This is a genomic window from Pseudidiomarina planktonica (assembly GCF_900177775.1).
Lineage (GTDB): Bacteria > Pseudomonadota > Gammaproteobacteria > Enterobacterales > Alteromonadaceae > Pseudidiomarina > Pseudidiomarina planktonica.
In genome coordinates, this window is the sequence record NZ_FXWH01000004.1 from 95,869 (window position 1) to 115,345 (window position 19,477).

Below are 19,477 nucleotides of genomic sequence, written 5' to 3' on the forward strand. Positions count from 1 at the left end.
TTACTGCCAATATTCTTTTACCCAGCTAGTTGGTAATACTTTGCGGTACCACTTACCACTGCGCCCTTCAACGGCATCATCCGGATGCGGTTTACCGTGGAAAATTACGACTTTGGCACCCTCAGGAATACGTGGCTGCTGAAACCAGCTGAACGGGAAAGGTCGAATACAGTGACGCTTAAAACTGCGGCACCACTGTGCCGGCCAATACTTCAACTTACCCTGGCGATCCACAAACTGAGTGATAAATTCTTGCTCGTTGCGCACTGGCTTGCGCGCCGCCACAGGATCTTTTTTCAAATACTCTAACGCATCAACGTGGGCACCCACTTCAAATCGAAACACTGAAGTGTTACCAGTGGCATCGGATTTATCCCACTCTTTAATCACCATAAACTCAGCTTCTGGTTCGAAGAATTCGTCCAGGCTATCAACAATAACAATGTCTAAATCCAGAAATAGCGTTGGCCCTTCCAAATCATACAAAGGTTGGGCAAAGCAGGTTAGCTTCAGCCAGCCGTGGCCGAATGTCCAAGGTTTACGTTCATCAAAATCCTTGAAGCCGGTCATTGGAATGTCTTTTACTTCAACCTTGCTATCAATACCGGTGGCATCATCGGTGAAACAAACGAAGCGAAAAGGACGCGACAGATGTCGAGTCACCATTGAGTGCAATTTGTTTACATAATCGGAGCCATATTTGTTGCCCCATTTAATACATATAACGTTTACTGGTTGCATAATTTAACTGCCCTAAAGAAACCTATGTTTAATGTAGCGCATAATGCCAAATTTTCATGGTTTTAGCTATGTTTGAGCAATCTGAAGTTATTGATTTTACGTAGTGTTAACATCATTACTAAAGGCGAAAAATATCCTATGAAGCTTTATTCAAAAAGTACGCTGGAAGCATTCGAAAAACGACAACGCGCCCGTTTTGTAAATAGTTTATCTGGTTTTAAAAGTGCCAACATGATCGGCACTGCCGATCCCTTAGGGCAAACCAATCTGGCGATTGTAAGTTCGGTCATTCATCTTGGTTCTAATCCGGCCTTGCTTGGCATGGTTATGCGTCCGCACGAGACTTCGCGGCATACGCTCGAAAATATTCACGCCATGCAGTGCTATACCATTAATCATGTTTCCCGCGAGCACTATAAAGCTGCGCATCAAACTTCAGCGCGCTACTCCCGCACGCAATCCGAATTCGATGCATGCGGGTTCACCCCTGAATACGTTGCCGACTTTGCCGCTCCAGCAGTGGCTGAAAGTCGCCTGCAAATAGGCATGCACCTTAGCGAAGTACTACCGATTAAAAAAAATGGCACTATGCTAGTCATTGGCGAAGTACAGTGGGTTCAGGTGTCCGAGCCTGCCGTTCAAAGCGATGGTTATATTGATATAGAACAACTAGGTACAGTTGCTATCACCGGTTTAGATGGGTATCACACCACTGATCGCCTGGCCCGCCTGAGCTACGCAAAACCAGATCAAGAGCTTGACGAAGTCACATGAGCACCAGTCTGGCGATTAACTTAGATAACTGTCTCGTTAGTTGTGCTGACGTTAAGCAACATAATTTTCAGCGGCTCAGACTCATTCTGGGTGATCAGTTAAATGCCAGCCATAGCTGGTTTAGTGAACGCAACGACCAGAATTTATACCTAATGATGGAAATGCGGCAGGAAACTGATTATGTGAAACATCATCAACAAAAGTTACTTGGCTTTTTTGGTGCTATGCGCGGCTTCGCAACCGCACTCGCTGACGCTGGTCATAAAGTTTTATACCTAAGCTTAGATCACAGCGACAATCAGCAAAGTCTGCTCAACAATCTGCAGCAGGTGTTGGGCGTAATTAACAGCAACAAAGTTGACCTGCAACAACCCGACGAATATCGGCTTGATCACCAACTGCGCAGCTGGGCCGGTCGTGAGAACCTTGAGCTTGAATGGTTTGATAGCGAGCACTTCCTCACTGCCCGAGACGCATTGAAGCGTTACTTCCCCAACAAAAAAACCTACTTAATGGAAACCTTTTACCGCCAGATAAGACGTGAATACCATATCTTAATGGATGGCAAAAAACCCACCGGAGGGAAATGGAACTACGATCATGATAATCGTAATAAGTTACCCAAAGATCATCAAACGCCTGCTCCCAAATTATTCACTAACGACTTAAGCGGTATTGAAACAATGCTGCATACTGCTGATGTAGCTAGCTTTGGTAATGCCGATGCAGAAAAATTCCTGTGGCCGGTCAACCGCAAGCAATCACGTCAACTGCTGGACTTTTTTGTCACTAATTGCTTAGAAGACTTTGGTCGTTATCAGGACGCCATGGCTACCAACGAATGGTCTATTTACCACTCCAGACTGTCGTTTTCACTGAATACCAAAATGCTCAGTCCGCTGGAAGTAGTGAATAAAGCGTTAGCTTTCTGGCAGAGCAACCAGGACAAAATAACGCTGGCACAAATAGAAGGCTTTGTGCGCCAGATTATTGGTTGGCGTGAATTTGTACGAGCCATTTACTGGCATCATATGCCGGAATATAAAAGTCTGAATTATTTTGAATTCGACCGCCCATTGCCAGCCTATTACTGGAGTGGTGAAACCAAAATGTCCTGTATGCAACAGAGCATTCAACAATCGCTGGACTATGCCTACGCCCATCATATTCAGCGCTTAATGATTACCGGCAACTTTGCCTTACTTACCGAGATTGACCCGGATCAGGTAGACGACTGGTATCTGGGTGTATACATAGATGCTATTGAATGGGTGGAACTACCTAATACGCGCGGCATGAGTCAGTATGCAGACGGCGGTATTGTTGGTTCTAAACCTTATATTTCCAGTGGCCGCTACATTCATAAAATGAGCAATTACTGCGCGTCCTGCCACTACGATGTAAACCAAACCACTGGCGAGCAGGCCTGCCCTTTTAACAGTTTGTACTGGCGTTTTATAGATAAACAGCAGCAACGCTTGCAAGATAACCATCGTATGCGCATGATTATTAGCCTATGGGGCAAGCGCGACCCGGACGACAAAAAAGCTATTTTAGCGCAGGCACAACAACATTTAATTCATATTGAATCACTGTAACGACAAGGACATCGCTATGCGGGCTATTCTGGTTACCACTTTCCTGAGTTTTGTTTTTATCAGCGGCTGCACCCACGAGCCCACGCCAATTGCCCAACCAGTTGAGAACTTTGATGTGCAAAAATACGGCGGCACCTGGTATGAGATTATGCGCATGCCCCACTCGTTCGAAGAAGGCTTACAGCGGGTCACAGCTGAATACCGCTTAAATGGTGACGGGTCGCTGGAAGTAACCAACCGTGGTTATCATGTCGAAGATCAGGAATGGCAGACAGCAATAGGACGCGCCGTGCCTTTAGAGGCTGGAGCTGGAATGTATAAAGTTACTTTTTTCTGGCCGTTCTATGGGGGGTATTACGTGACTTGGTTGGGCGATAACTATCGTTATGCCATGGTAACCAGTGATAGTGCGGATTACTTTTGGCTGTTAGCTCGTTCGCCGCAGGTGCCACAAGACATTGTGGATTTAGCAATTGCGCAAGCCAATGAGTGGGGAATTGATAGCAGCCAGTTGCTCATGGTTGAGCAACCAGCCGCTAACTAATCAGTTACTGCGGACGACGGCTGCGCTTCGCATCACCGCGTGGTGCGCCGCGTTCGCCGCCTTTAGCAGCCTGGAAACGTGGCGGACGGCCACGGTCAGTACGTTCAGAGCGATCACCGCGAGGCTTACGAGTAATGCTGGCATCAACTCGTTCCAGTCCCATTTGCTGCTGACGTACACGCGCACGTTGCAGTATTTTCATCACGCCAGTTGGCATGCCTTTTGGCAATTCAACCAAGCTATGACCTTCAAATAACTGGATTTGGCCAATAAAACGGCTGTCCATGTCGGCTTCGTTCGCAATAGCGCCAACGATGTCCTGTGGACGAGCGCCATGGTCACGACCAACCTGAATTTTATAAGTATCAAATTCAATGTCGGCGCCACGTGGTGCACGGTCTTTACGCACTGCGCGCTGTGGGCGCTCATCACGACTGTCACGGCTGTTACGTGCAGAACGTTCCTGACGCTCTGGACGCGGTGCTGGGTCGTCTTTCACATACAGTGGACGTTGCTTGTTGTGTTCTGCCAATAATGCCGCTGCAATTTGCAGTGGAGTTAAATCACTCGCTGCACACATTTGTTCAGCTAACTTTTCCAGGCCTGACAAATCTTGTTCAATAACTGACTTAGCCAGAGTTTCCTGCAGTTTTTGCTGACGGTGCGCACTCAATTCTTTGGCGTTTGGAACTTCAAAGAACTGGATAGTACCGTTAGTTAACCGCTCGTAGTGACGTAACAAATGACGTTCACGCGGACGGAAGAACAAAATAGCTTCACCAGCACGGCCAGCACGACCAGTACGGCCAATGCGGTGTACGTAAGATTCAGTGTCACCCGGTAAATCGTAGTTCACCACGTGAGTGATTTCAGGAACATCCAAACCACGGGCAACAACGTCGGTTGCTACCAGAATTTCAACGTGACCACTGCGTAATTGATTTACCGTTTGCTCACGTTGTACCTGATTCAAATCACCACTTAACGGCGATGCTTTGAAGCCATGACCCTGCAGTTGCTCTGCCAGTGTCATAGTGTCCTGACGGGTACGTACGAATATCAGCACGCGCTGGTATTCCATAGTTTCCAACAGACGGGTAAGTGCAGTCAGTTTGTTCAAACCACTCACTTGCCACGCTTTTTGAGTGATAGTTGCGTTTTCACGCTTAATCGCTTCAATTTGAATGTTAAGTGGTTGGTTGTTGTTTTGATCAACTAAGAAAGTTTTCGCTAACTTGCGGATTGGCGCAGGCATGGTGGCAGAAAACAATGCACGTTGAGAAGTTGGCGGAACAGCAGCCATAATGGTTTCGATGTCTTCAATAAAGCCCATATTTAACATTTCATCGGCTTCATCTAATACAGCTAAGCGTAATGCACTTAACTGCAACACACCTTTTTTCAGCAAGTCTAACAAGCGGCCAGGAGTACCAACTACTACCTGAGCACCGCCACGCAATGCTTTAATTTGTGGTGCGAATGCCGCGCCACCGTATACAGTAGCTACTTCTACGCCGCGCATATCTTTGGCGAAGTCAGTAATAGCTGCTGATACCTGAATAGCAAGTTCACGCGTTGGTGCTACCACTAACATTTGCGTCTGGCGCAATTTAGCGTCCAGTACAGACAGGCCCGGCAAACCAAAGGCTGCAGTTTTACCAGTACCAGTTTGTGCTTCACCCAGCACGTTCTTGCCTTCCAGCAATGCAGGCACAGCCTGAATCTGGATAGGAGTCGGTTGGGTAAAATTAAGAGTTTCCAGGCGCTTTAAGATAGCCGCAGGCAAAGCCATATCCGCAAAGGATATGCTTGAAGATACTTCAGACATAATATGCTCACTTTATTTCTGTTACGCGTTGTTGTCGTGTGTGTTTGCGCTTTCGATAAGCTGGCAAACGGAACTACGAACAAATTACAGACAACGTAACGGCGTTAAATAGGGGGTAAACGCCCAGCAACAGAAATCTTCGAACGCTCAGGTTGGAACTGGCTTTACTGCCAATATTAGCCTATGTTCAGACGACCGGAAAAGGCGCTGCTACCCCACGAAAATCAAGGGGGAACCGCTCCCATCTTTGGCGGTCGTGACCTTGAAGCGGCGAACTATACGTAAAAGTTATGCTAAGGTCAAGCGAACGGTTAAAAATCGACCACTTTATTTTGATTTTTAAGAGTTTTTGAACGAAATTGAACTGATACAGCCAAAATGGAATACTAACTATAGATAATCAATAATGTTTTCAGAACAGCGAAGCGCATTTTTGGTGTCCACATTTTCAAATGGAGGATAACGATGGCTACACATAGCATGACATCGCTAATGAAATCAGACATATATATTGACGGTCACTGGATTCCAACGGATTCACGCTTTAGCGTAACCAATCCGGCCACTGGTGAAACCATTACTGAAGTTGCAGACGCAGACGAGACAATTGCAGAACGCGCGGTTGAAGCCGCGCATCAGGCGCTGCCGTCCTGGCGGGCGAAAACGCCACGTGAACGTGGTGATTTACTGCGCAAATGGTATCAGGCCATTTTAAGTAATAAACAAGCATTAGCCGAACTCATGAGTGCCGAGCAAGGCAAACCTATTGCTGAAGCTGCCGGTGAAGTTGAATATGGCGCCAGCTTTATTGACTGGTTCGCGGGCGAAGCTGAACGCGTGTATGGCGATGTACTGCCAATGACCGCGGCGGATAAACGCAGCTGGATTATCAAACAACCTATTGGTGTTTGTGCCGCTATCACGCCCTGGAACTTCCCCAATGCAATGATTACCCGCAAGGTTGCACCTGCACTTGCAGCGGGTTGCACTATGGTAGTGAAGCCACCGCAACTTACCCCGTTATCAGCGTTGGCCATTGCGCAGTTAGCCAGTGAAGTTGGTATCCCTGACGGTGTGTTAAATATAGTGCCGAGCACCGACTCGAAAAATGTTGGTAAAGTACTGACCACCCATCCGTTCATACGTAAATTCACCTTCACCGGCTCTACTGAAGTTGGCAAAATCTTAACCAAGCAATGTGCTGACACCGTGAAAAAAGTCTCCATGGAGCTTGGTGGTAACGCCCCTTTCCTGGTGTTTGACGACGCCGATCTTGATTTGGCTGTTGAACAACTTATTGCCTGCAAATTCCGCAATGCCGGTCAAACCTGCGTTAGCGCCAACCGGGTAATTGTTCAGGAAAGTGTTGTTGATGAATTTATTAATAAGCTCAAACCAGCAGTAGAACGACTGAAAGTTGGTCCTGGTGATGCTGAAGACGTAGATTTTGGTCCCCTGATTGATCAGGATGCCATTACCAAAGTTCAACGTTTAGTAACCACCGCGCAAAGTGACGGTGCCAAACTTGTTACCGGCGGTAAACAATTAACCGATTTAGGTGACTTGTACTTCGCGGCCACCATATTGCGTGATGTCACCCCGAAAATGGACGTGGTTCAGGAAGAAATTTTTGGTCCGGTAGTGGCTATCAGCACTTTCGCTGACGAAGAAGAAGGCGTAGCTATGGCGAATGATACCGACTTTGGTTTAGCCGCTTACTTCTGCGCTGGTGACGTAGCTCGTATCTTCCGTGTTAGCGAACAACTTCAGTGCGGCATGGTAGGTATTAATGCCGGTGCTATTTCACATGCGTACAACGCCTTTGGCGGAGTGAAACAGTCAGGCGTAGGTCGTGAAGGCTCAAAATATGGTCTGGAAGAATACATGGAAGCTAAAACTGTGGTACTTGGCGGACTCGCTTAATGGCCGACCTGAGTAATTTACGCAACGCTTTCGCCAGCGGTATTACCAAACCGCTGGCTTGGCGCCGCGAGCAACTGGGGCTACTGCAACAGTTGTTACGCGATCATGAAACCGAGCTCATGAACGCGCTGCAACAGGATTTAGGCAAGCCTGCTGCAGAAAGTTGGTCTACCGAACTTGGTTTTTTACACCGGGACATTCGCCATACGTTAAAGAATTTATCGCGCTGGAGTAAGCCGCAACGCGTTAAACAGCCGTTGTTGGCGTGGCCCGGTCGCAGTGAAATAAGGCCAGAGCCGCTGGGTGTTGTGCTTATTCTGGGGGCTTGGAATTATCCACTGCAATTATTGCTCAGCCCGCTAGTAGCAGCTATTGCCGCTGGTAACTGCGCTGTCATTAAACCCTCGGAACTAGCCCCTGCTACCGCCGCATTGCTGGAAAAGCTAATCCCGGATTATTTATCCGGCAGCTGTGTGCGTATCGTCACCGGCGACGCCGAAGTAGCTTCAAAGCTGTTGGAGCAACGTTTCGATCATATTTTTTATACCGGTGGCAGCCGCGTCGGTAAAATTGTGATGCGCGCGGCCAGCGAATTCCTGACCCCAGTGACACTTGAGCTTGGCGGTAAAAGTCCGGCAGTGGTATTAGCTGATGCCGATATTAAAGTTGCCGCCAAACGTGTCGCCTGGGGCAAGTGGTTAAATGCCGGGCAAACCTGCATAGCACCAGATTATTTGTTGGTTGAAGATGCCGTGTACGAAAAGTTCGTTGAGGCTTTGCAGTCGGCTATAGCGGAACTTTATGGTGACCAGGTAGCTGATAACCCGGATTTTGGCAAAATCATTAACGCACAGCATTGGCAGCGTTTGGAAGGCTACTTAAGTGATGGCAAAGTTGCGTACGGCGGGCAGCGAGATGCTGCCAGACGCTTTTTTGCCCCCACCCTGCTCACCGATTGCAGTAACGAATCAGCCGTTATGCAGGAAGAGATTTTCGGTCCCATTTTGCCCATAGTTAAAATTCGCAACCTGGCCGAAGGCATCGACCTGATTCAGGCCAGACCAAAACCTTTGGCGCTGTATGGTTTCACCACCAGCGATAAAGCTATTGAACAACTGGAACAAGTAGCTGCCGGTAGCCAATGCTTTAACGACACCTTAATGTTTATGCTTAACCACAACCTGCCTTTCGGTGGCGTTGGAAATAGCGGCATGGGTCGTTATCACGGCTATTTTGGTTTCACCACCTTCAGTCATATGAAAGCGGTAATGAAGCGCAGCAGTTGGCCGGATCCTGACTTTCGCTACCCACCTTACACTGGCTTTAAAGACAAGCTCATGCGCTGGCTAACTGGTGGTAGCAAATAGCACCAGCTAGCCAAGTTGCCTTGAAAGCCCTGCAGTTACCCCCCATTACTGGTAATAACGTTATTTAACCAGCATCACGAGGCTACGTGTGAATAAAACAAATATTGTCGACATAACGCCCGATAATTTTCAGCAAGTTATTATTGAAGGGTCACGCGAAAAGTTAATCGCCGTTTACTTCTGGGCTGCAGGCTATGAACCCTGCGAACAGCTAAACCCAGTGCTGGAAAAAATTGCCGCAGACTATCCTGAGCAATTAATACTGGCCAAAATTAACTGTGAACAACAACAGCAATTAGCCATGCAATTTGGCGTGCAAAGTTTACCTACGGTAGCCTTGTTTAAAGACGGCCAGCCAGTTGACGGCTTTGCCGGGGTGGAAGCCGAATCACAAATCCGTAGTCGCTTTGAAGAACACCTGCCAAGTGCAACCGATGACTTGGTGAAACAAGTTGAGCAAGAACTACAGGCCGAAAATTACGAGCAAGCCTATACCCTGGCTAAGCAGGCTTACGATTTGAACCCGGATGACGCCCGCGTGCGTTTGATGCTGGCCGATGCCGCCACTAGTTTGGGGCGCATTGATCAAGGTAAGGAGCTACTGAACACCATTAAACTGGTTGATCAGGACGGTTATTACCAACATGTGGTAGCCAAGCTCGAACTTGCCGAGCAGGCAGCCGACTCACCAGAACTGCGGGCACTTGCCGACCGTCTGGAAGCGGCCGAACAGGACCACCAGTTACGGTTACAGTACGCATTGGCTCTGCAGCAAGCGCATCGTAGTGAGGAAGCACTGGAGCATACCTTCATTGTATTGAAGCAGGATTTAAACTTTGACGGTGCCCGCAAGCAGGCGCTGGATATGTTGAATGCACTCCCGGCAGGTGATCCGCTGGCGGCACGTTATCGTAGAGTTTTGTACAGTATGCTTTATTAAGCTGCTGTAACTAGTAATGACTTTGGCCGGTTCCCTCAGACCGGCCTTTTTTTTGCCTGCGGTTAGGGTCGTGGGCGCAAAAGCGATGAATTTCCTTAATCCTACGATAGTTAACCCCTCAGAATCGCGCTGGTCAGCTTGCTGCCAATCGCGGCTTGCGCTACGATTGGCCAACTTTGCGCCATGCGTTATGCAGCCAACGCAATTCATATAAAACCACGATAATAATTAAAACAGGCTAGGGAATTTATGAGCACACAACGTGAGCAGTTCAGCTCAAAGCTCGGATTTATATTAGCAGCCGCGGGTTCAGCCGTTGGCATAGGTAATTTAGTAGGTTTTCCAGTTGCTGCTACCAAAAATGGTGGTGGTGCGTTCTTACTTATTTACGCCGCGTTCGTACTTTTCATTTGCCTGCCCGTGATGCTGGCAGAAATGGGCCTGGGCCGACGCGCCCAGCGCAGCCCGTACGGCTCCTATGATGCTCTGGGTGGCGGCACCAAACGTTGGAAAATCGCAGGCTTCCTGGCTACTTTAACGCCGTTCATGATTGCCATTTTTTACATGGTGATTACGGTATGGATATTCGGCTATCTGTTCCAGTCAGTTTCCGGAAATCTGAGCGCTATTGCTGCTGACGACTACTTCGGTAAGTTCGTTAATAATTACAGTTTCGTATTTTATCTGGCTGCCGTTACCGTCATTGTAAACCTGATATTGGTTGGCGGTGTGCGCTCTGGCATTGAACGCGCTTCGAAAATACTCATGCCTGCGCTGTTTATTATGCTCATTATGTTAGTGATTTTCGTACTAACGCTGGATAACGCGAGCACTGGTGTTCAGTTCTATTTAGTGCCGGATTTCACGCAAATAGACAGCACCGTCGTTAATGGTGCGCTCTCTCAAGCATTTTTCTCACTGTCGCTAGGTATGGGTATTTTAATTACCTACGGCTCCTATTTCCGCCGTAGTGACGACATCGTGACCTCAGGTAAATTGGTTGCTTTAACCGATACAGCCGTTGCTTTTACTGCAGGCTTAATGACCTTACCGGCCATTTTCGCTATCTATCCAGATACTAACCCGGAAACTCTTAGCGACTCATCGGTAAGCATGATTTTCTCGTTCTTCCCGAAAATCTTCTTAGCCTTGCAGGCCTCGGTTGGTTATATCGGAGCTAGTATTGCTGCCAGCATTTTCTTCTTATTAATGTTCGTAGCAGCAATAACTTCGCTGGTATCTATTATTGAAGTACCTACCGCTGCCATTATTGAAAAGCGCAATATCAGCCGCAAACGCGCGTTGTTCTTCATGGGTATCGTAGTCACCATCCTGACTATTGTTGCGGCAACGTCATTCGGACTTATTCCGTTATTCTCTAAGTTTGTAGTTTATGCGGGAATGGATAAATCTGTTTTTGATGTTATTTATGACGTGTTCTACGACACTATTTTGCCATTGAACGGTTTGCTGATCTGTTTGTTTGTGCGGGCTCGCTGGAAACGCGACAAACTTACTGCTGAACTAAGCGAAGGTAATCCGAATTACGCAACATCGTTCCTTGAAAAGTACGTCAGCTTTGCCATAGGTACCTTTATCCCATTGATTCTGGCATTGGTATTTATTAATACCGTACTCAATAAGTTCTTTGCGATATCGCTTATCTGATATGGCTAACGAAGTGTTTCTACAGCTGATTGAGAAACTAAAGACGGCGCACTTACGCGCCGTTTTTTTATGGGACGGCCCGCCGCAATGGTGGCAAACCGCCCTTGCCGATTTTAGCGGTAACCTTTCGCCCTGCTTACGCTTAGGCGGTGCTGATAGTGCTGATAGTGCTGAGGTAACCAGATATCGGGATTACCTGGGCGAGAGCTATCAGGAAGTGATTCTGGACCTTTCCGCCGGATTGAATTACGACGCCCTGGCCGCTTTGCATGGCACAGTTACCGGTGGCGGTTGCCTGCATGTAATACTGCCTGCTGCAAGCCCCAGCTCGCAACGTTTAACCGGCTGGGTGGAAAAATTCGCCACAGTACAGCACTTAACTCCAACTGATAATATCCATCGCCAGTTGGAAACTATGCTGGCCGCCGTAGCCCAATACCCGGCTCGCCGGCACCCGGATAAACCAAGCGAACAGCAAAGCACCGTTATAGATGCCTTAATCAAAAATATCGAATCACCGAATCTACTGATTGCCGATCGCGGACGCGGAAAAAGTACCGCCGCAGGTTTGGCTATTCGCAAATTACTGCAACAGAATACCGGGGTAAGTACTGACCTAAAAGTAGTGGTAACTGCGCCCCGTCGTCGTGCTGCGGCAACTTTGCTTGAGCACGCCGGCACCCAGTCAAACCAACTGACATTTGTGGCCTGGGATCGGTTGCTAAGAGACAACCTGAATCATGCCAATGAATTACTCGTTATTGATGAAGCCGGCGCAATACCGCAGCATATTCTCAAACAATTACTGGCTAAGTTTAACGTTTGGATAATGACCACCACGGTGGATGGGTACGAGGGCAGCGGCCGTGGTTTCGCGATTCGCTTGCAGCGGGAAGTTACTCAAACCATGGCTGGTAAGAGTCTTAGCTTAACCGAACCCATGCGCTGGGCACCCGGAGATCCAGCAGAACAATGGCTGGCTAATGCCTTGCTTATGAACTCGCAACCGCCAGCTAAACCATCAGTAACCACAGAGAATTTAAGCCTGCAGCACTGCCATGCCAGCGAGCTTGACGAGCAACAACTAACCGACTGCTTTGCGTTGTTAATGGAAGCCCATTATCAAAGTAGCCCTAATGATTTGCGTTTATTGCTGGATGATACTGACCAACAGCTGCTGCTGGCAGTGCATGAGCAGAAGTGTGTTGGGGTAGTCTGGTTGGCAACTGAGGGGCCTTTGCCCGCGGAACTGCATCAACCTATTGTTAGCGGGCAACGTCGCCCCCCCGGGAACTTATTACCGCAAACCCTGGCTTACCATTTCCAACTCGCAGAAGTGTTAGCGCACAAATGGCTCCGGGTGGTACGCATAGTTGTGCCAGAGCACATACGCCAGCGTGGTATTGCCACAAGCTTGCTAAACGAATGCGAACGGATTGCTGAACAAGCCGGTTGTTTAGCACTTGGTACCTCGTTCGGCGGCACCACAGGGCTGCTGGAATTCTGGCAGAAAGCCGGTTATCAACTGGTACGACAATCGCAGAAGCTAAATATGGCCAGTGGTTATGCAGCAGTTACCATGCTTAAACCAGTACAACCTTTTGCTGGCGAACTTACCCTGTTAAACACCGCAGCGGAACTGGCCCAAGCCGAACGCCAGTGGCGTCACCAGGGTGCACTGACAGCAACCATCAGCACTGATCTGTTACTGTTGCTTGAACGTCAGCTTGCCGCATTTATAGACGGCTCAGTGACTTTGCCCGACATCCAGTTTTCGATAATTTTATGGGCGCAGGTAACCGGCCGACTACCATTACCTTTGCAGCAGTCATTGCAACAGCCTATAGCACTGGCTGAGGTTGCCAAACAAGCAGGCTTGCGCAGCCAGGCCGAACTTTCTGAAACGCTGCGCGGGCTCTTACAAAAGCAACTCTAAACCACACTTGTACATGCGAAAACTTGCAAACTGTGCTATCGTTTTTGCTTCACAATTTCTTCAGAATAGCTGATAACGAAAGGGTTCATCATTCATGTCTCGAGTACTAATAATTGGTGCCGGCGGTGTTGCCGGAGTTGTTGTAAAAAAATGCGCGATGTTGCCAGAATATTTCTCTGAAATTCACCTGGCCAGTCGTACCGTTTCTAAGTGCGAGAAGCTTCAACAAGAAGCAGGCAAAGACCGCGTTGTTGGCGTTTACAAAGTTGATGCTGATAATGCTGATGAAGTAGCCAAGCTGATCCGCGAAGTGAAACCAGCATTGGTTATCAATGTGGCACTGCCATATCAGGACTTGCCAATTATGGACGCCTGTTTAGAAACCAACGTGCATTATTTGGACACTGCCAACTACGAGCCAAAAGATGAAGCTAAGTTCGAGTACTCCTGGCAATGGGCGTATCAGGACAAGTTTAAAGAGAAAGGCTTAATGGCGCTGTTGGGCGCAGGCTTCGATCCGGGCGTAACCAACGTGTTCACTGCCTACGCAGCCAAGCATTATTTTGATGAAATTCACTATTTGGATATTGTTGATTGTAACGGTGGCGATCATGGTCAGGCGTTTGCAACTAACTTCAATCCTGAAATCAATATTCGCGAAATTACTCAACGCGGTAAGTATTGGGAAAACGGCCAGTGGATTGAAACCGATCCTATCAGTGTACGCGAAGACTTAGACTATCCGAACGTAGGCGTACGCCCGTCATACCTGCTGTTCCATGAAGAGCTTGAATCTTTGGTTAAGCACTTCCCGACACTGAAGCGTGCGCGTTTCTGGATGACCTTTGGCGACCAGTACCTGACGCATTTGCGCGTACTTGAAAACGTGGGCATGACGTCAATTCAGCCAATTGAGTTTAACGGCCAGAAAATTGTGCCACTGGAATTCTTGAAAGCCGTATTGCCAGCGCCGGAATCATTAGCTGAAGGCTATACCGGCATGACTTGTATTGGTACCTATGTTACCGGTATTAAAGATGGCCAAGAGAAAACTATCTTTATCTACAACAACTGCGATCATGCGGTGTGTAACGATGAAGTTGGTGCTCAGGCTGTTTCCTATACTACCGGTGTACCAGCCATGATTGCTGCGTCTATGATGCTGCAAAATCACTGGATGAAGCCAGGCGTATGGAACATGGAACAGTTTGACCCGGACGAGTTCATGGAGCGCCTGAATAAATACGGTCTGCCATGGCAGGTAGTTGAATGCGAATCGCCGTTTAAGCGTTAATGCCAATGAGCAACCCTTACCTAAATTCGACCATTCCTTCGCCTTGTTACTTATGTGACGAGGCGTTATTGAAACGCAATCTTGAGCTGATGCAGCACGTTCAGCAGCAAAGTGGTGCGCAAATTATTCTGGCGTTAAAAGGCTTCTCCATGTGGAGTACTTTTCCGCTGATACGTCAGTATCTGGTGGGTTGTACAGCCAGCTCAGTGTGGGAAGCACGCCTTGCTGCTGAGGAGTTTGGTCGCGAAGTGCATGCCTATGCACCAGGTTATAAGTCTCACGAAATTGATACGCTATTACCCTTAGTGAATCATATTTCGTTTAACAGCCTGAACCAGTGGCATACCTACCGTGACAAAACCCTTGCTGCCGGCGTATCGCCGGGCTTGCGGATTAATCCTGAGCATCAGGAAGCGGAAACTGAACTCTACGATCCTAGTGCCCCAGGTTCACGCCTTGGTGTACGAGTTAGTGAGCTCTCTGCAGAAGCGCTTGAGGGCATTGAAGGCTTGCACGTACATAACCTGTGCGAATGTGATTCTTATGCCTTAGAACGCACCTTAGAGGCTGTTGAAGCTAAGTTCGGTGACTACCTGCATAACATGAAGTGGTTAAACTTAGGTGGCGGACATTTGATGACCCGTGCCGGATACGATGTTGATCACTTAATTGGGTTACTAAAACGTCTGCAGGAAACTTACAAGTTGCAGGTGATTTTGGAACCCGGTTCAGCAGTTGCGTGGCAAACCGGCCCATTAATAGCCGAAGTTGTGGATATTGTTGAAAACGAAGGGCAAATCGCGATTCTGGATATTTCTGCCACCGCGCACATGCCCGATGTTCTGGAAATGCCATACCGCCCGATGATTACTGATGCCCGCGAACCTGGAGTGCTTGCGCATACCTATAAGTTAGGTGGGAATTCGTGTCTGGCAGGCGATGTGATTGGTTTGTACAGTTTTGCCGAGCCGCTAAAGCCCGGTAGCCGCATTATTTTCGAAGATATGATGCATTATACGATGGTTAAAACCAGCTTCTTTAACGGTGTTGAACATCCGTCAATTGGCATTCTTCGTGAAAGCGGCGACTTTGATTTGATTCGTAAGTTTGAGTATCAGGACTTCCGCGACCGGTTATCCTGAGTCTCTCATTAGCGGGGTCTATTAGCCGAGAGGGCGTCTGGCTCTCTCGACTACTCGCGCCGGCATTAGTTCTGCCATAGCTGACAATCTAGTGCGAATCGCCTGATAGTTAGCACTATCGGCCGTCACTGCCTGATAAAGCCACTGATAAGCTTTTTCCAGATCGTAAGGACTGCCCTCTCCTGCAATTAAAATATCTGCTAATCGCAATTGTGCTGGCAAATTACCTAACGAGCTGGCTTCGCGAAGATACAATATGGCCCGTTCAACATCCTTTTGCACCAACACGCCTTCATGATAATAGCGACCTAACTGCTCAAGCGCCTCAGGTAATCCCTGCTCAGCAGCTATCTCCATATAACGTACGCCAAGCTCTTCATTGCGCTCGTAACACACGTTCCACGCCAACATATCACCGTACAAAAACTGATAGGTTGGTCGTTTTTCAATTTCGGCCTGAGCTTTTATATCTTGTACTAGCTGGCACCGGTCAACTGCACTCACTCTATTCAAATGCGTATTTTCGCGGAACATTGCAATAAGATCCGCATCGGTATAAAGCTGCACCGCCTCTAAATCCTGAGCATAAGAAACGCTCGGCTGTAGTACCGCCAATGCCAGTAATATAGCGCTAAAGGAAATTCCTCTGCTCATGCCTAACTCCTCAACTTCTACCAATAATTTATATATCGGCAACTCGTCGAAAGTCTTAACTACAAAGCTGGCTTAACCCGGGTCTCTTGCATAGTAGGACAAACCTTGCAGTACCAGTTCCGGACGCTCTTCCCCGCGACGCTTAATATCTGCAGGCAATAACGGGTAAGATCCACCGGTTAATAACAGTCGATAATCGGACCAATCTAACTCGGTTTCGGTAACACTCAAGGCTTGCTTGATGATGCCCACAAAAGCGTTTACACAACCGTCCTGTAATCCTTCCGGCGTACTTGATCCCAGATGGTTGGCGCGGCCGTAGGCTGTGTCCTTCACAAACACACGGCGCGAACGCGAGGTAATAGCCGTTACCATGAGTTCGACACCCGGAATAATCCAGCCACCTAAGTGGGTACCATCAGCCGCTAACCAGTCCACTGTAATGGCTGTACCGGCATCAATAATCACGGTGTTTTTAGGCTGCTCCATATGCGCGGCAATAAGTCCCAACCAACGGTCTACGCCCAGGGTATTATGCTCTGCGTATGCGTTGGTTACCCCAAAGGCGTCGGCTTCAGTAGCTACCACTGTCACCTTTATCTGATGTGACTCAAAGTAGTCTATCAACGCTGAGCTTTTGTCATCATCACCAACACTACTTAGCCAGGCGTGCTCAATATCCGCCCCCGGCTGCCAGCTCGTTAATTCTTCAAAGGACCCAGTAAACACGGGTTCAAGGCGACCTTCATTGTCCAGGTTCGCAATTTTAATACGGGTATTGCCAGCATCTATAAGTAACTTCATCTTATACCTCGGCTACATCTCTGATACTTAATTCACCGGCGTGAAATCGTTCCACTTGACCGTTTCTTTCAACTAGTAAGGCACCATCATCGTCGATACCTAGTGCGCGCCCAACCACATTCTTATTTCCCATGACTAAAGTCACGGGTTTTTGATAGAACTTGTCAAACCGTTGCCAACTGGCAAGCATAGGCGTAAGACCATCGCTGTCGTATGCTTGCAAGCGCCGATAGCATTCACTAACCATTTTAGCTGCCCAGTAATTACGGTTCAGTGCGGTTGGTAGTTCACTGGCAAGGTCTGTCCAGGGTTGGTCAATATTTTTGGTAGCACTGGGCATGGATAAGTTCAACCCTATTCCCACCACCACGTGCGCGGCTTCACTAGCGTGACCTTCTAACTCAACCAGGATTCCTGCAATCTTTTTGTTATTTACATAAACATCGTTCGGCCACTTCACCTGTACGTTCTGAACACCAGCACTATCAAGCAACTCAGCAATACCGACACCTAGTGCAACACTCAAACCCATGGCAGCACTTAAACCTCTGGCCAACGGCCAGTACATGCTTAAGTATAGATTAGTACCAAAGGGAGAATGCCACTGCCGGCCGCGTCTACCACGCCCGGCCGTTTGCGCTTCCGCCAGCACGGTGAGACCTGCGGTAGGATTAGCGACGCGAAGTTCTTTGACCACGTCATTACTTGAGGTAACTACTCGCTGTAACTCAAGCGGCAGTTCAATTTTTTCGGCAACAAGATAGTCTTGAATTTGCTGTTGGTGTAATAGCTGTAGTGGACTTGCTAACCGGTAACCCTTACCGCTAACTCGAAACACTTCCAACCCTAGTTGCTGCAGGGTTTCAATATATTGATTTACGGCCGTGCGCGAGATTCCGCCTAACTGCTCACCAAGCCGCTCACCGGAATGAAACTCACCGTCAGCCAGAACCTCGATAAGTTGTTCAATACGACGTGATTTATTCTGCGTTGTCATATAGTTAACAGCCCATGACTATCCAATATTCTTACTTCAGGTTCCAGTAATACACCGTATTCCTGCTCTACACGTTCCATTATATGCTGCGCCAATGCAATCACATCAGTGCCCGCTGCGTTACCTGTATTCACTAATACCAAGGCCTGGTTCTGATGTACCGCTGCTGCACCTTCGGCATACCCTTTCAACTGTAAATGATCAATCAGCCAACCTGCGGCAAGTTTTATTGTGCCATCGACTTGCGGAAACATTGGTAGCGCCGGATATTTAACGGCGAGCGTTTCGGCGTCAGCAGCTGCTAATGAAGGGTTTTTAAAAAAACTGCCGGCGTTAGGTAGCTCTTGAGGATCTGGCAACTTAGCCTGACGAATAGCTATTACTTGCGCGGCTATATCAGTGGCTGAAGCAGTTTTTGGTAAGTGGGATAAAGGCCCGTAACTAAGCTCGGGTTGCCAGTTCTTTGGCAACCAGAAATTTACTTTGGTAATAATGTATCTTTGTGGATTCTGTTTAAACACACTGGAACGGTAAGCAAACTGACAGTCGCTTTTGGTGAAGGTTTTAAACTCCAGGTTGGTTCTGTCCCAAACCTCAACAGTTTCAATATAACGTTCAATTTCAACACCATAAGCGCCAATATTCTGAACCGGTGCGGCTCCCACTGTACCCGGTATCAGGGCTAAGTTTTCGAACCCGTTGATGCCCCGCGCCAAACAGTTAGTTACTAGTTCGTGCCAATTCTCACCCGCACCAACGCTCAGCGAAAAGCCGTCGGATGCTTCCTCTATAGCAATACCCCGCAGTTCGTTCTTAACAATAAGGGTGCCGAAGTCACTGGTAAATAAGGTATTACTACCACCACCGAGCACGTAATAGTCCTCTGCAACCGGTAAATCAAGACATTGGCGGGCATCTTCCAGGCGAATGAGTGAACGCCCGGACACCTCAATACGAAAGGTATGCAGGGGAGCTAGTGGAACCGAATGCTGGGTATGTAGTTTCATGAGCCTATGTTACTTAATTCGCTCGAAACAGGGAACCAAAAGTAGCCTGCGGTTCTACCGCAGGTGGGGTGTTGTCGCATAAATATAATTACGCTACGAAGAGGGATACTGCCGGCAGGCCCGGCCCTGACGTGGAACGTCAGGCTACATTGCAGGCCCGAATTACAGGCATAAAAAAACCCCGACCATCAGGTCGGGGCTTTCTCAATTAGAAGTCTGGCGGTGTCCTACTCTCACATGGGGAAACCCCACACTACCAT

16 protein-coding genes are annotated in these 19,477 nt (G+C 48.2%); 10 read left to right on the plus strand and 6 right to left on the minus strand.

The window, feature by feature from the left end; all coding sequences use genetic code 11:
* Positions 1-741 (minus strand): glycosyltransferase, encoded by a 741-nt coding sequence (locus CCE91_RS12105; protein WP_086435573.1) that lies wholly within the window; start codon positions 739-741, stop codon positions 1-3.
* 138 nt (positions 742-879) lie between these two features.
* Here CCE91_RS12105 and CCE91_RS12110 point away from each other — a divergent pair, with 138 nt between their 5' ends.
* The 3 genes from CCE91_RS12110 to CCE91_RS12120 are packed head-to-tail and all read left to right on the plus strand — an operon-like array spanning position 880 to position 3,657.
* On the plus strand, positions 880-1,515 hold the full coding sequence (locus tag CCE91_RS12110; protein ID WP_086435587.1) for a flavin reductase family protein: 636 nt from the start codon (positions 880-882) through the stop codon (positions 1,513-1,515).
* Entirely contained in the window at positions 1,512-3,113 is a 1,602-nt protein-coding gene (locus tag CCE91_RS12115) for a cryptochrome/photolyase family protein (RefSeq protein ID WP_086435574.1), read from the plus strand. Before CCE91_RS12110 ends, CCE91_RS12115 begins: the two co-directional genes overlap by 4 nt.
* Positions 3,114-3,129: 16 nt before the next feature.
* Complete coding sequence (locus CCE91_RS12120; RefSeq protein WP_086435575.1) at positions 3,130-3,657, plus strand: lipocalin family protein; 528 nt, start codon at positions 3,130-3,132, stop codon at positions 3,655-3,657.
* Positions 3,658-3,661: 4 nt separating this feature from the next.
* Here CCE91_RS12120 and CCE91_RS12125 read toward each other — a convergent pair whose 3' ends face one another.
* On the minus strand, positions 3,662-5,485 hold the full coding sequence (locus CCE91_RS12125) for a DEAD/DEAH box helicase (RefSeq protein ID WP_086435576.1): 1,824 nt from the start codon (positions 5,483-5,485) through the stop codon (positions 3,662-3,664).
* A gap of 465 nt (positions 5,486-5,950) precedes the next feature.
* Between CCE91_RS12125 and CCE91_RS12130 the strand changes: the two genes are divergently transcribed.
* The 7 genes from CCE91_RS12130 (at position 5,951) to nspC (ending at position 15,755) form a co-directional block, all read left to right on the plus strand.
* A complete protein-coding gene (locus tag CCE91_RS12130; protein ID WP_275540792.1) occupies positions 5,951-7,408 on the plus strand; it encodes an NAD-dependent succinate-semialdehyde dehydrogenase in 1,458 nt (485 codons plus the stop codon).
* Positions 7,408-8,775, plus strand: coding sequence for an aldehyde dehydrogenase family protein (locus CCE91_RS12135; protein WP_086435577.1), 1,368 nt, complete (start codon positions 7,408-7,410; stop codon positions 8,773-8,775). Before CCE91_RS12130 ends, CCE91_RS12135 begins: the two co-directional genes overlap by 1 nt.
* An 88-nt stretch (positions 8,776-8,863) precedes the next feature.
* Complete coding sequence (locus CCE91_RS12140) at positions 8,864-9,715, plus strand: tetratricopeptide repeat protein (RefSeq protein WP_086435578.1); 852 nt, start codon at positions 8,864-8,866, stop codon at positions 9,713-9,715.
* Positions 9,716-9,964: 249 nt separating this feature from the next.
* Positions 9,965-11,383 carry a sodium-dependent transporter gene (locus CCE91_RS12145; RefSeq protein WP_086435579.1) on the plus strand — a complete coding sequence of 473 codons (1,419 nt, stop codon included), beginning with the start codon at positions 9,965-9,967 and terminating at the stop codon, positions 11,381-11,383.
* Position 11,384: 1 nt separating this feature from the next.
* The gene (locus CCE91_RS12150) at positions 11,385-13,319 is read left to right on the plus strand and encodes a GNAT family N-acetyltransferase (RefSeq protein WP_086435580.1); all 1,935 of its coding nucleotides are present in this window, start codon (positions 11,385-11,387) and stop codon (positions 13,317-13,319) included.
* Positions 13,320-13,413: 94 nt separating this feature from the next.
* A complete protein-coding gene (locus tag CCE91_RS12155; protein ID WP_086435581.1) occupies positions 13,414-14,613 on the plus strand; it encodes a saccharopine dehydrogenase family protein in 1,200 nt (399 codons plus the stop codon).
* A gap of 5 nt (positions 14,614-14,618) precedes the next feature.
* Positions 14,619-15,755 (plus strand): carboxynorspermidine decarboxylase, encoded by a 1,137-nt coding sequence (nspC, locus tag CCE91_RS12160; protein WP_086435589.1) that lies wholly within the window; start codon positions 14,619-14,621, stop codon positions 15,753-15,755.
* A 21-nt stretch (positions 15,756-15,776) separates the two neighbouring features.
* Here the strand turns inward: nspC and CCE91_RS12165 are convergent, their stop codons facing one another.
* The 4 genes from CCE91_RS12165 to murB form a co-directional block, all read right to left on the minus strand.
* Positions 15,777-16,409, minus strand: a complete 633-nt coding sequence (locus CCE91_RS12165) for a tetratricopeptide repeat protein (RefSeq protein ID WP_086435582.1) — start codon at positions 16,407-16,409, stop codon at positions 15,777-15,779.
* Between the two features lie 72 nt (positions 16,410-16,481).
* Positions 16,482-17,213, minus strand: coding sequence for a type III pantothenate kinase (locus CCE91_RS12170; RefSeq protein ID WP_086435583.1), 732 nt, complete (start codon positions 17,211-17,213; stop codon positions 16,482-16,484).
* 1 nt (position 17,214) lies between these two features.
* On the minus strand, positions 17,215-18,210 hold the full coding sequence (gene birA, locus CCE91_RS12175) for a bifunctional biotin--[acetyl-CoA-carboxylase] ligase/biotin operon repressor BirA (protein ID WP_086435584.1): 996 nt from the start codon (positions 18,208-18,210) through the stop codon (positions 17,215-17,217).
* Positions 18,207-19,217 carry a UDP-N-acetylmuramate dehydrogenase gene (murB, locus tag CCE91_RS12180; RefSeq protein WP_086435585.1) on the minus strand — a complete coding sequence of 337 codons (1,011 nt, stop codon included), beginning with the start codon at positions 19,215-19,217 and terminating at the stop codon, positions 18,207-18,209. The genes birA and murB overlap by 4 nt, the downstream gene beginning before the upstream one ends.
* Positions 19,218-19,477 lie beyond the last annotated feature (260 nt).

Coding starts and splice junctions, on each gene's coding strand:
- CCE91_RS12105 (WP_086435573.1), bottom strand. CDS start 741: ATGCAACCAGTAAACGTTATATGTATTAAATGGGGCAACAAATATGGC.
- CCE91_RS12110 (WP_086435587.1), top strand. CDS start 880: ATGAAGCTTTATTCAAAAAGTACGCTGGAAGCATTCGAAAAACGACAA.
- CCE91_RS12115 (WP_086435574.1), top strand. CDS start 1,512: ATGAGCACCAGTCTGGCGATTAACTTAGATAACTGTCTCGTTAGTTGT.
- CCE91_RS12120 (WP_086435575.1), top strand. CDS start 3,130: ATGCGGGCTATTCTGGTTACCACTTTCCTGAGTTTTGTTTTTATCAGC.
- CCE91_RS12125 (WP_086435576.1), bottom strand. CDS start 5,485: ATGTCTGAAGTATCTTCAAGCATATCCTTTGCGGATATGGCTTTGCCT.
- CCE91_RS12130 (WP_275540792.1), top strand. CDS start 5,951: ATGGCTACACATAGCATGACATCGCTAATGAAATCAGACATATATATT.
- CCE91_RS12135 (WP_086435577.1), top strand. CDS start 7,408: ATGGCCGACCTGAGTAATTTACGCAACGCTTTCGCCAGCGGTATTACC.
- CCE91_RS12145 (WP_086435579.1), top strand. CDS start 9,965: ATGAGCACACAACGTGAGCAGTTCAGCTCAAAGCTCGGATTTATATTA.
- CCE91_RS12150 (WP_086435580.1), top strand. CDS start 11,385: ATGGCTAACGAAGTGTTTCTACAGCTGATTGAGAAACTAAAGACGGCG.
- CCE91_RS12155 (WP_086435581.1), top strand. CDS start 13,414: ATGTCTCGAGTACTAATAATTGGTGCCGGCGGTGTTGCCGGAGTTGTT.
- nspC (WP_086435589.1), top strand. CDS start 14,619: ATGAGCAACCCTTACCTAAATTCGACCATTCCTTCGCCTTGTTACTTA.
- CCE91_RS12165 (WP_086435582.1), bottom strand. CDS start 16,409: ATGAGCAGAGGAATTTCCTTTAGCGCTATATTACTGGCATTGGCGGTA.
- CCE91_RS12170 (WP_086435583.1), bottom strand. CDS start 17,213: ATGAAGTTACTTATAGATGCTGGCAATACCCGTATTAAAATTGCGAAC.
- birA (WP_086435584.1), bottom strand. CDS start 18,210: ATGACAACGCAGAATAAATCACGTCGTATTGAACAACTTATCGAGGTT.
- murB (WP_086435585.1), bottom strand. CDS start 19,217: ATGAAACTACATACCCAGCATTCGGTTCCACTAGCTCCCCTGCATACC.